16 protein-coding genes are annotated in these 15217 nt (G+C 68.0%); 13 read left to right on the top strand and 3 right to left on the bottom strand.

Translation table 11 applies throughout. The features are described 5' to 3' along the window. Positions 1–9: 9 nt before the first annotated feature. The 4 genes from nrdF (at position 10) to DO944_RS09690 (ending at position 5405) form a co-directional block, all read left to right on the top strand. On the top strand, positions 10–987 hold the full coding sequence (gene nrdF, locus DO944_RS09705) for a class 1b ribonucleoside-diphosphate reductase subunit beta (RefSeq protein ID WP_094259728.1): 978 nt from the start codon (positions 10–12) through the stop codon (positions 985–987). Between the two features lie 338 nt (positions 988–1325). Next, complete coding sequence (locus DO944_RS09700; RefSeq protein WP_112617006.1) at positions 1326–2495, top strand: RtcB family protein; 1170 nt, start codon at positions 1326–1328, stop codon at positions 2493–2495. A 338-nt stretch (positions 2496–2833) separates the two neighbouring features. Beyond that, positions 2834–4354 (top strand): SpaH/EbpB family LPXTG-anchored major pilin, encoded by a 1521-nt coding sequence (locus DO944_RS09695; RefSeq protein ID WP_112617005.1) that lies wholly within the window; start codon positions 2834–2836, stop codon positions 4352–4354. Positions 4355–4448: 94 nt separating this feature from the next. Further along, complete coding sequence (locus DO944_RS09690) at positions 4449–5405, top strand: class C sortase (protein WP_181574205.1); 957 nt, start codon at positions 4449–4451, stop codon at positions 5403–5405. 159 nt (positions 5406–5564) lie between these two features. Here the strand turns inward: DO944_RS09690 and DO944_RS09685 are convergent, their stop codons facing one another. The 3 genes from DO944_RS09685 to DO944_RS15550 form a co-directional block, all read right to left on the bottom strand. Beyond that, positions 5565–6872, bottom strand: a complete 1308-nt coding sequence (locus DO944_RS09685; protein ID WP_112617534.1) for an MFS transporter — start codon at positions 6870–6872, stop codon at positions 5565–5567. 44 nt (positions 6873–6916) lie between these two features. Further along, a complete protein-coding gene (locus tag DO944_RS09680; protein WP_112617003.1) occupies positions 6917–7345 on the bottom strand; it encodes a MarR family winged helix-turn-helix transcriptional regulator in 429 nt (142 codons plus the stop codon). 114 nt (positions 7346–7459) lie between these two features. Next, on the bottom strand, positions 7460–7675 hold the full coding sequence (locus DO944_RS15550) for a hypothetical protein (protein ID WP_146752029.1): 216 nt from the start codon (positions 7673–7675) through the stop codon (positions 7460–7462). Between the two features lie 39 nt (positions 7676–7714). Between DO944_RS15550 and DO944_RS09675 the strand changes: the two genes are divergently transcribed. The 9 genes from DO944_RS09675 to DO944_RS09635 all read left to right on the top strand — a co-directional run bounded on the left by DO944_RS09675 (position 7715) and on the right by DO944_RS09635 (position 14904). Further along, the gene (locus DO944_RS09675) at positions 7715–8140 is read left to right on the top strand and encodes a MarR family winged helix-turn-helix transcriptional regulator (protein ID WP_112617533.1); all 426 of its coding nucleotides are present in this window, start codon (positions 7715–7717) and stop codon (positions 8138–8140) included. 22 nt (positions 8141–8162) lie between these two features. Further along, positions 8163–8624: a DUF3817 domain-containing protein gene (locus DO944_RS09670; RefSeq protein WP_112617002.1), complete on the top strand. Its 462-nt coding sequence runs from the start codon at positions 8163–8165 to the stop codon at positions 8622–8624. 9 nt (positions 8625–8633) lie between these two features. Continuing rightward, the gene (locus DO944_RS09665) at positions 8634–9044 is read left to right on the top strand and encodes a hypothetical protein (protein WP_112617001.1); all 411 of its coding nucleotides are present in this window, start codon (positions 8634–8636) and stop codon (positions 9042–9044) included. Between the two features lie 57 nt (positions 9045–9101). After that, a complete protein-coding gene (locus DO944_RS09660) occupies positions 9102–9866 on the top strand; it encodes a DUF1684 domain-containing protein (RefSeq protein WP_112617000.1) in 765 nt (254 codons plus the stop codon). Positions 9867–9946: 80 nt separating this feature from the next. Continuing rightward, complete coding sequence (locus DO944_RS09655) at positions 9947–11461, top strand: ABC transporter substrate-binding protein (protein WP_258524661.1); 1515 nt, start codon at positions 9947–9949, stop codon at positions 11459–11461. Positions 11462–11496: 35 nt separating this feature from the next. Next, entirely contained in the window at positions 11497–12444 is a 948-nt protein-coding gene (locus DO944_RS09650) for an ABC transporter permease (RefSeq protein ID WP_378719056.1), read from the top strand. Further along, positions 12441–13316, top strand: a complete 876-nt coding sequence (locus DO944_RS09645) for an ABC transporter permease (RefSeq protein WP_112616998.1) — start codon at positions 12441–12443, stop codon at positions 13314–13316. Before DO944_RS09650 ends, DO944_RS09645 begins: the two co-directional genes overlap by 4 nt. After that, positions 13313–14128: an ABC transporter ATP-binding protein gene (locus DO944_RS09640; RefSeq protein ID WP_112616997.1), complete on the top strand. Its 816-nt coding sequence runs from the start codon at positions 13313–13315 to the stop codon at positions 14126–14128. Before DO944_RS09645 ends, DO944_RS09640 begins: the two co-directional genes overlap by 4 nt. After that, complete coding sequence (locus DO944_RS09635) at positions 14125–14904, top strand: ABC transporter ATP-binding protein (RefSeq protein ID WP_112616996.1); 780 nt, start codon at positions 14125–14127, stop codon at positions 14902–14904. The genes DO944_RS09640 and DO944_RS09635 overlap by 4 nt, the downstream gene beginning before the upstream one ends. The last annotated feature ends 313 nt before the right edge of the window (positions 14905–15217 follow it).

The following is a 15217-nucleotide window of genomic DNA, read 5'->3' as shown; positions in this document are numbered from 1 at the left end:
TGAAGCGACATGACTCCCGAACCGCTCAAGCTCGTCGACCACGTGCAGGCGATCAACTGGAACCGCATCCAGGACGATAAAGACCTCGAAGTCTGGAACCGTCTGGTGAACAACTTCTGGCTGCCCGAGAAGGTGCCGCTGTCGAACGACATCCAGTCGTGGAACACGCTGACGCCCGATGAGCAGACGCTCACCATGCGCGTGTTCACGGGGCTGACGCTCCTCGACACGATCCAGGGCACCGTCGGCGCCGTCTCGCTCATCCCCGATGCGATCACGCCGCACGAGGAGGCCGTCTACACGAACATCGCGTTCATGGAGTCGGTGCACGCGAAGAGCTACTCGTCGATCTTCTCGACGCTCGCCTCGACGCCCGAGATCGACGACGCGTTCCGCTGGTCGGTCGAGAACCCGAACCTTCAGAAGAAGGCCTCGATCGTCATGGATTACTACCGTGGCGACGAGCCGCTCAAGCGCAAGGTCGCCTCGACCCTGCTCGAGTCGTTCCTGTTCTACTCGGGGTTCTACCTGCCTCTGCACTGGTCGGCGAAGGCGAAGCTGACGAACACCGCCGACATCATCCGCCTCATCATCCGTGACGAGGCCGTGCACGGCTACTACATCGGCTACAAGTTCCAGAAGGGCTACGAGCAGCTCACGCAGGCCGAGCGCGACGAGATCAAGGACTACACGTTCTCGCTGCTCTACGAGCTCTACGACAACGAGGTGCAGTACACGCAGGACCTCTACGACGCTGTCGGCCTGACCGAGGACGTCAAGAAATTCCTGCACTACAACGCCAACAAGGCGCTGATGAACCTCGGCTTCGAGGCGATGTTCCCGGCGACGGTCACGAACGTGAACCCGGCGATCCTCTCGGCCCTGTCGCCGAACGCCGACGAAAATCATGACTTCTTCTCGGGGTCGGGCTCGTCGTACGTCATCGGCAAGGCCGAGGCCACCGAAGACGAGGACTGGGACTTCTGAGCCGACTCGCGCACGAAAGCGGCGCGTGTGACGGGATCGCTCCGGCGATTCCCGGCGCACGCGCCGCTTTTTCGTTGACGCCGCGCCGCGCCCACGCATAGGGTTGCGACGCCGCGCGAATCCGCACGGCATCACCGGAGGAACGACATGACCACGCGCAACGAGCGCCTGATCGCAGCGGACCTGGGCCAGTTCCAGCTCCGCAATGAGTCGTACCCTCCGGTGCGAGACGTCTGACACCGCCACTGTCAGAACGCCCCGCACCGCACAGGTCCGGGGCGTTCGTGTGTTCCTCTCCATGCGCCCGTTCCCGGACCGTCATCACAAGGAAAGGAACCATGGAGAAGCTCTCGAACAGGCTGCTCTCGTGGGCGAGCATCATCGACGAGAAGACTCTCGATCAGGCTCGCACCGCGTCGGGCATGCCGTTCATTCATCCGCATCTGGCGCTCATGCCCGATGCACACCTCGGCAAGGGAGCGACCGTCGGGTCGGTCATCCCGACGCTCGGGGCGATCATGCCGGCTGCCGTCGGCGTCGACATCGGATGCGGCATGATCGCCGTCCGCACGCAGTTCACGAAGTCGCAGTTGCTCGGCCGCGACCTCGGGGCGCTGCGTGAGCAGATCGAGCGGGCGATTCCGCTGTCGGCCGGTCGCGACAACCGCAGGATCGTCGCGACGGCTGAGCCGCGCGTCGCCGAGCTGGAGGAGCTCGCCGAGAAGAACGAGTTCGACCCCGCCCGCTATGCCGGGCATTGGCGCAACCAGCTCGGGTCGCTCGGCTCGGGCAACCACTTCATCGAGGTGTCGGTCGATGAGACCGACGCGGTGTGGATGTTCCTGCACTCCGGTTCGCGGGGAGTGGGCAACAAAATCGCGACGTACCACATCGGGGTCGCGCAGCGGCTCGCGAAGCAGTGGTGGATCGACCTTCCCGACCCCGACCTGGCGTACCTCGTCGAGGGCACGGAGGAGTTCCGGCGCTACATCCGCGAGCTCCGGTGGGCGCAGCACTTCGCGCTCCTGAACCGCGAGGAGATGATGGACCGGGTGGCTCGTCAGCTGTCCGAGACGATGGGCGTCGACGTCGAGGAGCTCGAGCGCATCAACTGCCACCACAACTTCACCGAGAGCGAGAGGCACTTCGGCAAGCAGGTGTGGGTGTCGCGCAAGGGCGCGATCCAGGCGGATGCCGGCCGGCCCGGCCTCATCCCGGGATCCATGGGCACGGCGTCGTACGTCGTCTCGGGGCTCGGCAACCCGCTCTCGCTCAACTCGTCCCCGCACGGCGCGGGGCGGGAGTACTCGCGGTCGGCCGCGCGCCGGACCTTCACGCACGACCAGCTGCGGGAGGCGATGGCGGGGATCGAGTTCCGCGACACGGATGCGTTCATCGACGAGATCCCGCAGGCTTACAAGCCGATCGATCGCGTCATGGCGGATGCCGCCGACCTCGTCGAGGTGCGGCACACGCTGCGTCAGTTGGTCAACGTGAAGGGCGACTGACCCGCATCCTCATCGGAGGAGAACTGCACGTCGGAGGGTGGCTTCTCGGAGTCCGCCCTCCGACGCGCAGAAGCCCTCCGGTCTCGCGTCGATTTAGTCATACAAAAAGGGCGGATGCTGCGGCATCCGCCCTTTTTCGCGTCGTCGCGACAAGCATCGCCGACTGGTGACGTCGCGAATCCGCCCGTCGCTGGGAGCGCGCTGTTTAGAGCATACGCATATCCCTACCGGCGAAACCTGGAGTCGGATAAATCTATACGAGGACTTTCCTCGGAGGTCGACGGCGTCGTAAAACCCCGATCGATTCTCGATTCACCCAAAAGAAAGGGCTTCACCTCATGAAGTCACCTACGGCCAGACGCCGCATCACCACGATCGCGGGTGTTGCTGCTCTCGGCATCACCGCGATCCTCGGAAGCTCCTCGGCTGCGTTCGCCGCCCCGCAGGACTACGGCAACATCGACCCTGACCGGACCGGCTCGATCACCGTTCACAAGTACTTGAACCAGGCCGGAAGCGCCACGGGCGACGTGAGCCAGGCCCCCGCCGCGGGGGACTTCACCGATCCGGTCGCCGGGGTCGAGTTCACCGTCTACCCCCTGCTCAAGTCCGGGAGCGCCGTCGATCTGACGGTCCCCGCCAATTGGAACGGCCTCGACGCACTCACTCCCGGTGCCGCCTGCACCGCTCCTGCCGGGTACACGCTCGGCACGCCGACGGTGATGCCGCTGACCTCCGCCAACGGCTCGGCGACGGCTGACTCACTGCCCGTCGGTCTCTACCAGGTGTGCGAGACCGCGGCGCCGGCCAACATCATCGAGAAGTCGCTGCCCTTCATCGTCACGATCCCCCTCCCGTACGAGAACGGCTGGGTGTACGACACGCACGCCTACCCGAAGAACGGCTCGGGCTCGATCGAGAAGACGATCGAACCCCAGCAGGACTACGGTCTCGGGTCGACCGTGAAGTTCCCGGTCACGGTTCCCGTGTCGCGCATGGCGCAGGCCTGGACCGGATTCGCGATCCGCGACACGCTGGACACCCGTCTCACCCCGGCGGCCGCAGCCGACATCGCGGTCACCGCAGACGGCACTGCGCTCGACCCCTCGTTCTACACGATCAGTGTCTCCGGCCAGCAGATCACGATGAACTTCACCGCGGCCGGGATCGCGTGGCTGAACGAGGGCCCCAACGCCCACGTCGGCGCGGAGATCCAGGTCGTCTTCGCCGGGGTCGTGAACGCGGTCGTCGACGGTGTCATCCCCAACACGGCGCAGTTCTGGCCGAACAACCCGGGCTTCGACCCGAGCACCAACCCGCCGCTGGATTCTCCTGTGGTCCACACCAACTGGGGCGACCTTCAGATCACCAAGCGCGCGGTCGGCACGTCTGGGGCGACCGGCACCCTCGCTGGCGCTGAGTTCGAGATCTACGCGGCCGCCGATCCCTACGCAGCGGACTGTTCGGCTGCCACGGCGGCCGGCTCGCCGATCTCCGTGGGCGGGAAGACCAGCTTCACCTCAGATTCCTCGGGAGTGATCTCCCTCACCGGTCTCTTCGTGAGCGACAGTGTCAATCCGGCGATCGACAGCACCCAGCGCTGCTACGTGCTGAAGGAGACCGCGGCCCCCGCCGGGTACGTCCTGCCTTCGAACCCGTTCACGCCCGTGGCGGTTCGCGTCGGCGACACGACGTCGGACAACATCGAGATCGAAAACACTCAGCAGGGTGTTCCTCAGCTGCCGCTCACGGGTGGCTCGGGGCAGGTGCTCCTGATCGCCGGTGGCGTCGCGGCACTCGCCGTCGCGGTCGGGCTGGTGCTCATGCGGGCCCGGCGTCAGGCAAAGGAAAGCGCGTAACACCCGAACAGCCGCCGGGCGGTGCCGCAACGAGCTCCGTTGCGGCCCCGCCCGGCGGCATGTTCGTCCGTCCCCGTTGCTGAGACAGGAATCCATGACCGACACCGCAGTTCCCACGAGAGCCGCTCTGCGCAGGATGCGGCGTCGAACGTGGAAGCCGAGCCTGATCACTTACGTCATCATGGTGCTCGCCATGGCCGGTCTCGGCGCCGGTCTGTATCCGATGACGGCCGCGTGGGTGTCTTCCTACAACCAGTCGCAGGTCATTGTGCAGGCCGAGACGAACCTGAATTCCATCGAGCCGAACCCGGCGCGGCAGTTCGAGCTCGCGCACGAGTACAACGACGCGCTCACCGCCGGGGTCAAGCTCGAGCCCGGCGGGAACGTCCCCGTCGGGTCAGGCAACTCGACGGACTCCGCACTTCGCTACGCGGACATGCTGAAGGCCGGGGATGACGGGCTCATGGCGAGAGTGAAGATCCCCGGCATCGACGTCGACCTGCCGATCTACCACGGCACTTCCGAGGCGACCCTGCTCCGCGGAGCGGGCCACCTCGAGGGATCGCATCTCCCCGTTGGAGGTGCGGGCACGAGAACCGTCATCACCGCGCACCGCGGGCTCGCGAACTCCACGATGTTCACGAACCTGAACGAGGTGAAGGACGGAGACACGTTCACCATCGAGGTGCTCGGCGACGTCTTCGTCTACGAGGTCTTCGACGTCCAAGTGATCGACCCGAACGACAGCGGCTCGCTGCGCGCGGTTCCGGGGGAGGACCTCGCGACCCTCATCACCTGCACCCCGCTCGGGATCAATTCCCATCGCATCGTCGTGACCGGGAAGCGCATCACACCGACGCCGCCGTCTGCCCTGGAAAACATCGGGGCAGCTCCCGAAATCCCGGGTTTTCCCTGGTGGGCGGTCCTCGGCGGAGCCGGCGCGCTGCTCGTGGGCGCGTACGTCGCTCGACAGGGGTTCGTCGACCAGCGGGCCGTGACAAAGCGGGCGGCGCGGGACGGTCGGGACATCGGCTCGGACGAACTCGTGTGACGACAAACGGCAGCCCGCGGTGATGATCACCATGGGGGGCTGCCGTTTCCCTTACGTCGCCCGTGAGCGCCAGCTTCGGCTGCGGCACAGCGGAGGAAAGCTGCACGTCGGAGGGAGGCTCGCTCGGAATCCACCCTCCGACATGCAGATGCCCTCCGGTCAGGCGTCGCCCTGGCCGATGTCGGCGGCCTCGGCGATCGCGGTCTCATGCGGGCGGCCGAGGTGGCGCAGGGTCCGGCCGGCGAAGGCGAGGATCGCGATCGCGACGATGAGCGCGGCGACACCGAGCCAGTAGGGCGCACTCGGGGTGATCGCGGCGGCGAGGGGGCCGGCCACGGCGGGAGCGATAGCGCCGCCGATGAAGCGCACGCCCGAGTAGGTGCCGCTCGCGACGTTCCGGGGGAGGTCGGTGGCTTCCATGACGGCCTCGGTCAGCGCGGTGTTCAGCACGCCGAGGAACAGACCGGCCACGATGACGGTGACGATCAGCACGGTGGCGCTGTCGATGCCGATCGCGAGGACGGCCTCCGCGACGGCCAGCAGCCCGAGCATCGTGAAGAGAACGGGCCGCAAGCCGAGCCACCGGGTCAGCACGGGAGCTGCGAGCACTGACGTCAGTGCGACGGCGAGCCCCCAGCCGAAGAAGACGAGTCCGAGCTCGTGGGCTCCGAACGTCATCCCGGCCTGCGCCGCGGCGGACTCGATGGGATACGGGCTATAGGCCAGCAGCACGAAGAACGCGACGTTGTAGAAGAACGCCGTCAGCGACAGCGTCAGCAGGGCCGGGTTGCGCAGCGCGCGGAACGACGCGAGAAGCGACACCTTCGCCGGCGCGGCGGCACCGGCCGCCGGCGTGGGGGAGCGGAACACGACGAGGATCGCGAGCAACGCGATGGCCATGAGTGCGGCGGTGCCGAAGAAGGGACCGCGCCACGACAGCTCGCCGAGCGCGCCGCCGAGGAGCGGTCCGACCGCCAGGCCGATGCCGAGGGATGCCTCGTACAGCACGATCGCCTGACGGCTTCCGCCGCTCGCGGCTCCGACGATCGCGGCCAACGCCGTCGCGATGAAGAGTGCGTTGCCGATTCCCCAGCCGGCGCGGAAGCCGATGATCTCGACCACGCCGCCGGAGAGTCCTGCCGCCGCGGCGAACACGACGATCAGGGCGAGCCCGAGCAGCAGGGTCTTCTTCACCCCGAGCCTCGACGACACCCAGCTGGCGAAGAGCATCACGATGCCCGTGATGAAGAGGTAGCTGGTGAAGAGCAGCATCGTCTCGGATGGCGTTGCATCCAGCTCGCGGCTGATCGCCGGGAGGATCGGATCGACCAGACCGATGCCCATGAACGACACCGTGCAGGCGAAGGCGATCGCCCATACCGCGACGGGTTGGCGCCAGATGGACGCCTTCGCGGTCTCGGCTGTCGCCTTCGTCTGATCGCCGGTCGCGGACCGTTCTGTGTTCATCGCGCTGGTCACGCGCACCTTCCTCTCTTCGGGGTCTGTGGTGGTCATCGCAGTTCCGGCTCCTCGAGCAGCCCTGCAAGGAGCTCGGCAGCGCGCGCGAGGGTCGATCGGTCGGCGGCACTGAGCCTCGCCCAAGCCGGCCCGGTCACCTCGAGCGCCTGCGAGCGGAACGCCTCGAACTGGCGCCGCCCCTCCGCGGTGATCGACACGAGCGAGGCCCGGCCGTCCTCGGGGTCGGCTGCGCGCTCGACGAGTCCCTCCGCTTCCATCCGACGCACCAGCGTCGTCATGGTGGGCTGGCTCACGCGCTGCCACTCGGCGAGGTCGCTGACCCGCGTGGGGCCGAGCTCGTCGAGCGCGGCGAGCGCACGCCACGTTCCCGCGGCGGCGGCGACCTCCACCCGGCGGGCCACAGCGCGGTTGAACCGGCTCGACGCCGACATCAAGAGGATGGGGGAGTCGAAGAACTGCATAGCTTAACTATACAACATGCATAGAGGAGCTATCTAAAAGGCTCGACCCCCGAAAATGACGAAGCCCCCGGCATCCTCCTCGCGAGAGAGGATGCCGGGGGCATTCGCGTGGCGTCAGCGGCCGCCGTTGATCAGCCCGAGCCATTGACCGAACGGCTTCTCGCCGCGGATGTCGGTGTGTTGCTCGTTCTGCTCTTCGTTCGTGATCATGGTGACCTCCCCGCTTCTTCCCTGGAACTCATCATGAACATCCCTTCGCGTCGGCGCGCGGTCCTTGACGAACGACGCTCGGCGCGTTAGGCGCGCGACACAGCTTTTCTCGGTCGCCATCACCGCACGAGAGAGCCCGCGCCTCCTACAATCGTGACCGTGTCGGAAACTCCTGCCCTCACGCGCGAGCCGCGCTTCAGCCCGGTCATCGCGCTCATCGCCGTCTCGGCGTCGTGGGAAGGCCGGCTCTCCGCAGCCCTGCGCGACCTCGGCCTCTCCACCCGCAAGTTCGGCCTGCTCGGGCACATCGGGTCAGAGCCCGGAATCTCGTTCTCCGAGCTCGCCCGCCGGTCGCACATCACGGTGCAGTCCGCGCACACCGCGGTGCGCACCCTCGTCGACGAGGGGCTCGTCGCCGATGCGACCGCGCACGCCGGCTCGGCATCCGATCTGCGCATCACAGCGAAAGGCATCGCAGTCATGGAGCAGGCCCACCAACGGCTGCTCGAGCTCGACGCGACGCTCAGCGACAACATGCCGGGGCTGGCCTCGTCGATGGACGGCATCCGCGCAGGAATCGTCTGAGTCGGCTGGGTAGGGTTCGAGGGTGTTCCGAACCCCGCTGACCGCATTCCGTTCGCTCGCGATCGCCGAGGCATTCTCGTGGACGCTGCTCATCCTGGGCCTCATCCTCCGGTCCGCCTTCGACCTTCCGATCGCCGTGACGATCGGCGGGGGCATCCATGGCTTCGTGTTCCTCTGCTACGGCGCGACCGCGGTGCTCGTCGCGTGGAACAACCGGTGGTCGCTCGTCCCGACGATCTGCGCCGTCGCCGCCGCCGTGGTCCCGTACGCGACCGTGCCGACGGAGATCGTGCTCCGTCGTCGCGGGCTCCTCGAGGGGGAGTGGCGCACCGAGGCGACCGACGACCCGCGCGACCAGCGGGCAGTCGACCGATTCCTCCGGTGGTTCGTCCGCCGTCCGGCGGTGCTCGCCGTGATCCTCGCGGTCGGCATCATCGCGGCGTACGTCGTGCTGCTGGTGATCGGACCTCCCGGACGGGCGTAACGTGATCGGATGCTGCGCATCGTTGCCCGCTTTGCCCTTGCCGCTCTGCTGATCGTCGCGGGAGCCGCGCATCTGACCGTGCTCCGGCGGGGGTATCGCATCGCGGTGCCCGACTGGGCGACGCGGCTGCTGCACACCGATAAGGACATGATCGTCGTCGCCAGCGGCGCGGTCGAGATCATGCTCGGTGCCGGGCTCATCGCGCTGCCGCGCGAGCGCCGACGCATCGCCGCCGCGATCGCCGCTTTCTTCGTCGCGGTGCTCCCGGGCAACATCCACCAATGGCGCACCGGAGCCGCGGCACCCGGCCTCGACACCGACGCGCGGCGATTCGGCCGCCTCTTCCTCCAGCCGGTGCTCGTCGCCTGGGCGCTGTGGGTGGGCGGCCCCGCGCGCGATACGTCAGCGTCGTCGCGCTGACGACGCAATACGCGGACACGGAATTTCTCGGGACGGCCCCGCGTTTGGTTGCCTGTCATGGTGAGCACATCCGCATCCGCAGCAGCATCCGTCTCTTCGGCTGAGTCCGACTACCGAGCCTGGGCGGCCTACCGCCGGGAATCGGTCGCAGCTCCGCAAGGGTCCCTCGCCCTCGTGCTCACGCACTGGTCGGCTCCGGGCGAGCCCGCCGTCGACGACGAGACGGCGCGTGCGGGGCATCCGGTCGACGCGCTGCTCACCCGACTGCAGCGAACCGACATCGAGACCGGTCTTCCGCAGGAGGGCTACCGCATCTGGCGGCAGGACTCGCCCGCCAACGAAGCGTTCGAGGACATCGAGCGCTGGGAGTACGACCCGGCCTGGGTCATCGAGGGCCGCTTCGAGCTCGTCGACGAAGACCGCGTGGTCCCCTTCGAGCACATCAAGGACGGCGGCGCGACGCGGGGCCTCCCGGTCTCGGGCGACCTGGTCTTCGAGATCGACGGCACCGAGTACCGACTCGCCGCTTTCGACACGAACTACGGCGGGCCCAAGCTGCACCTCGTCTTCGGCGATCAGACCAACGGGGCCGAGTCCTACGGCGCCGGTCGCTTCCTCTTCCTCGACCACCCCGGCGCGACCGGCGACCTGGCTCCGGGCGACAGCACGCCGGTCACGGTCGACTTCAACCGGGCCGTCGTTCCGCCGTGCGGCTTCTCGAACCAGATGAACTGCCCCCTCCCGCCGCTGCAGAACCGCTTGCCCTTCCCGGTCCGCGCCGGGGAGAAGAAGGTCCGGTTCGCCGGCGACTTCTCGCTCTGACCTTTCTCCCGCACCACTCGAAACGGCGGAGCGCCCGCACCGCGCTCCGCCGCCCCCCTCCACACAGCAAAGGAACACCCGTGACTTCACGCGGCTTCTCCCGGATCGTCGCCGCCACCGCGGCAGCGACGGCCGGTCTTCTCGTCCTGGCCGGATGCTCCGGATCCACCGAGCCGGCCGGTTCCGCCGGCGCGAGCGACCCGAATGCCGAGATCGTCGTCGGATCGCAGAACGAGCCGACCAACCTCGACCAGATCTTCGGCGGCTCATCCGGGGTCACCGAGGTCTTCACGGGGAACGTGTACGAGGGTCTGTTCCGGATCACCGATGACGCTCAGGTCGAGCCCCTTCTGGCAGCCGAGACGACGGTGTCGCCCGACGGGCTGGTGTACACCTTCACCCTCGAGGACGCGACCTTCCACTCGGGCAAGGAGCTGACCGCGGATGACGTGAAGTACAGCCTCGAGCGCTTCGTGGGCGACGAGTCGATCGCGGCGCGCAAGCGCCAGCTGAGCGTCATCGACACCGTCACGGCGGTCGACGACAAGACCGTCGAGGTGACCCTCTCGCAGCCCTCGATCAGCTTCACCTACAACCTGGGCTACGTCTGGATCGTCAACGACGATGCCGGCGACCTGACGGCGACTGCCGACGGCACCGGTCCCTACGAGCTCGGTGACTACCGCAAGGGCGACTCGATCACCCTCGACGTCAACGACGCGTACTGGGGCGACGCGCCGAAGAACGGCGGAGTGGTCTACCAGTACTACGCCGACCCGACGGCCCTGAACAACGCCCTGACGACCGGGGCGGTCGACCTCGTCACGAGCCAGTCGAACCCCGACAGCATCGCCGAGTTCGAGGCGGCCGGCTTCCAGGTCATCGAGGGCACCTCGACGACGAAGGAGCTGCTGGCGTTCAACGACCGGATCGCTCCGTTCAACGACGCGCGCGTGCGCAAGGCGATCTACTCGGCTATCGACCGCGAGAAGCTGCTCGATGCGATCTGGGACGGCCGCGGCGAACTCATCGGCTCGATGGTGCCGCCCTCCGAGCCCTGGTACATCGACCTCGCGGACAACAACCCCTACGACCCGGCGCTGTCGGAGAAGCTCCTCGCCGAGGCCGGTCAGCCGGGAGGGTTCACGTTCACCGTCGACACCCCCGACTCGGGCGTGCACTCGACGGTGGCGGAGTTCCTGAAGTCGGAGCTCGCGAAGGTCGGCATCACGCTGAACATCAACATCATCACCGACGACGAGTGGTACCAGAAGGTCTACACCGAGAAGAACTTCGAGGCCACGCTGCAGGGCCACGTCAACGACCGCGACATCAACTTCTACGGCAACCCCGACTTCTACTGGGGCTACGACAACGCCGATGTGCAGACGTGGCTCGCGGACTCCGAGGCGGCCGCATCCGTCGACGAGCAGACCGAGCTGATCAAGAAGGCGAACCAGCAGATCTCGGATGACGCCGCCAGCGTCTGGCTCTACCTCAACCCGCAGCTGCGCATCGCGGCCGAGGGCGTGTCGGGCGTGCCCAAGAATGGACTGAACTCGTTGTTCTACGTCTCCGACATCACGAAGGCCTGATCTCCATCACCCGGTATCTGATTCGACGGACAGGATTGCTGCTGCTGGCCTTCGCGCTGGCGGTGGTGATCCTGTTCGTCGTGCTGCGCGTTCTCGGCAACCCGGTTTTCGCCCTCATCTCGGTGGGGGCGACGGACGCCGAGATCGCGGCCGCCGCCGCGCGGCTCGGCGTCGATCGGCCGATCCCGGAGCAGTTCCTGGCCTACCTCGGCCAACTCGCGAGCTTCGACCTGGGGCGATCGTTCACGAACAACCTGCCGGTCGGCGGCGAGATCCTCCGTCGGCTGAACGTCACGCTGCCCCTGACGCTCATCGCGTTCGTCCTGTCGGTGCTGATCGCGGTGCCGGTGGGGTTCATCGCGGCGTGGAAGGCACGCACCTGGTACGGGACCGCCTTCTCGGCCGTGTCGCAGCTCGGCGGAGCGATCCCGGTCTTCTGGGTCGGCATCCTGCTCGTCGCGGTGTTCGCGCTGAACTGGCGATTGCTGCCGGCGGGCGGCTTCCCGCGGCGCGACTGGGAGGACCCCGGCGCCGCGCTCGTCTCGCTCACGCTCCCGGTGCTCACGATCGCGCTCGTGGCGGGCAGCGATCTCGCGCGGTACGTCCGCAGCGCGACGCTCGACGTGCTCGGCCAGCAGTATCTGCGCGCGGCTCGGGCCACGGGGCAGAGCTTCGCCACGGCGATCTGGCGTCACGGCGTGCGCAACGCCGTCGTCCCGTTGATCTCGATCCTGGCGATCCAGCTGTCGACGACTTTCGTCGGCGCCGTCATCATCGAGCGGGTCTTCGCGCTCCCCGGTCTCGGCGACATGCTGCTGGTCGGCATCAAGGAGCAGGACTTCCCGAGCGTCCAGGGGGTGCTGCTCTTCTCGACCGCCCTCGTGCTGCTGCTCGGCTTCGCGGCCGACATCACGCAGCGCATCATCGACCCGCGACTGCGCGACACGATCTCGGGCAATCGCAGAGCGAAGGCGGCGGCATGACAGCGACGACCCTTCCGGACTCGGGTGCCGTCAGGGCGCCCGGGCGCGGGCGCCCGCGACGCCGGCGCTCGGTGAACCTCGCCGTCGGCGGTATCCTGTTCGGTGCCATCGCGGTGATCGGCCTGATCTCGCTGCTGTGGACCCCGTTCACCTTCGACGACACCAGCGGCGGCCGGCTGCAGCCGCCGTCCGCCGAGCACTGGGCCGGAACCGACCGCCTCGGGCGCGACCTCTTCACGCAACTCATGATCGGGGCGCGGCTCGCGCTGACCGTCGGGTTCGGGTCGGTGCTGATCGCGGCCATCGTCGGCATCGGGCTCGGTCTGCTCGCGGCTGTGGCCCGGCGATGGGTCGATGATGCGCTCACGAGCCTGCTCGACATCGCGATCGCCTTTCCGACCCTGCTGCTGGCGATGCTGATCGTCGCCTGGCGCGGGGCATCGGTCGACTCGGCGATCCTCGCGATCGGTCTCGCCGGCTCGGCGGTGATCGCCCGGCTCACCCGCATCGCCGCGACACGCGTCCTCGCGATGGACTACGTCACCGCCGCTCGAACCTCGGGCACGAGCAAGCTCGGCATCGTGTTCCGACACGTGCTGCGGAACGTCTGGCCGACCCTCATCGTGCCGCTCGCCCTCCAGTTCGGCGGCGCGGTCGGCGCGGAGGCGTCGCTGTCGTACCTCGGGCTCGGCTCCCCGCCGCCCAACGCATCGTGGGGCCGGATGCTCGAGGAGGCGCAGAGCACGGTGCTCGTCGCACCGACGGCGGCGATCCTCCCCGGCGTCCTGCTGGTCGCCTTCATCATCGGCGCGAACCTGCTGGCCGACGGCCTGCGCGACATCGCCGATCCGACCACGAGGAGCATCGGATGACCGCCGCGCTGACCGCATCCGGTCTCGGCGTCCGGATCGGCGACGACCGCACGCTCGTGCACGGCGTCGACGTGACGCTCGAGCCCGGCGAACGTCTGGGCATCATCGGCGAGTCCGGCTCGGGCAAGTCGCTGACCGCGCTGGCGATGCTCGGTCTGCTCGCGTTTCCGCTGACGCCGTTCGGTTCGGCGACGATCGCGACCCCCGACGGCCGGGTCGAGGTTGTCGGAACCGCCTCGCGCCGCCTCGACCGGGTGCGCGGCCGGACGATCTCGGCGGTCTTCCAGGAGCCGCTCGCCTCGCTCGATCCGCTCATGCGTGTCGGCAGACAGCTGGCGTGGCCGCTCGCCAAGCACCGCGGTCTGAGTGGTGACGGGTTGCGTCGCGGCGTGCTCGATGCGCTCGCGGACGTGCAGCTGCCCGACCCCGAGCGCATCGCGCGATCGTTCATCCATGAGATCTCCGGCGGCCAGCGACAGCGCGTCGCGATCGCGCTCGCCCTGGCCGCCGGGCCGAGCATCCTCATCGCCGACGAGCCGACGACCGCGCTCGACGTGACGGTCCAGGCAGGCATCCTCGATCTGCTCCAGCGCGAGGTGACCGAGCGAGGGATGACGCTGCTGTTCATCAGCCACGATCTGCCGGTCGTCTCGCGTATCGCCGACCGCGTCCTCGTCATGCGTGACGGGCGTCAGGTCGAGCTCGGCGACACGGCGCAACTGCTCCGGTCTCCCCAGCACGAGTACACCGCGCAACTGGTCGCCGCCTCGCGCGCTCTCGACGACTTCCTGCCGGCGAAGGGAACCCGATGACGGCCGACGGTCGCGCGACACTCGCGCTCGAGCATGTCGACTTCGCCTACGGTCGCAGCGCGAATGTGCTCCACGACGTATCGCTGTCGCTCGCTCCCGGCGAGACCGTCGGGCTCGTGGGGGAGTCGGGCGCGGGGAAGACGTCGGTACTCCGGCTGCTGCTGGGCCTGGCGACGCCGACATCGGGGCGCGCGCTCTTCGAGGGCGCGCCGCTTCGCGGCGCGGACCGTGCACAGATGCGTTCGCTGCGCCGAGCGGTGCAGCCGGTCTACCAGGACCCGTTCTCGTCGCTCGACCCGCGGATGACGGTGGGGCAGTCGATCGCCGAACCGCTGCGGTCCCTCGGCATCACCCGCGACCGATCGCAGCTCGACGCCCGGGTCGCCGAGCTGCTCACGGCGGTCGACCTCGACGCGGATGCCGCGGGCCGCTACCCGGACGCGTTCTCCGGAGGACAGCGCCAGCGGGTCGCCATCGCTCGCGCCCTCGCGCCGCGGCCCCGACTGCTGCTGGCGGATGAGCCCGTGAGTGCTCTCGACACGTCTGTGCGCATGCATGTCATCCAGCTGTTCCAGCGGCTCGCGGCAGAGCAGGGCATCGGAATGCTGCTGGTCTCGCACGACCTGACGATCGTGTCGGCGCTGTGCGAGCGGATGACGGTGCTCCGCGCCGGTCGCGTCGTGGAGGAGGGCTCGACGTCGCGGCTGCTCACTTCGCCGGCGAACGAGTACACCGCGCAGCTCGTCGACGCCGTGCCCCGTCTTCCCGCGGAATGACGCGGATCTGCGGACGCGACACGCCCGGGATGTCGCGTCGCTTTGCCACGATGCCGGGAGCCGCGTAACTTATTACTTGTTCGCCCCACAGGGAAGAGCGAGAGGGCCGGAAGGTCCCGCCTCCCTCAAGCGGAGAACAACCCGAAACAGACGCTTCCGAGCGTCGCAGGTCCAAGACCTGCCACAGGGTCCCCATCACACCCCCACAACTGACTCGGTCTCCGAGTCTCGTTCTGGAACAGGTCGTCGGTGGGGTATGGTTGTGAAGTTGCCCTCTGGGCTGGCTGTGAGGTCAGTTGGGGGAGCGTCCGAT

It is taken from the genome of Microbacterium sp. SMR1, from assembly GCF_003289625.1.
In the GTDB taxonomy this organism is placed as follows: domain Bacteria; phylum Actinomycetota; class Actinomycetes; order Actinomycetales; family Microbacteriaceae; genus Microbacterium; species Microbacterium plantarum.
The sequence above is the reverse complement of the archived record's forward strand: the minus strand, read 5'-3'. Positions and strand labels throughout refer to the sequence as shown.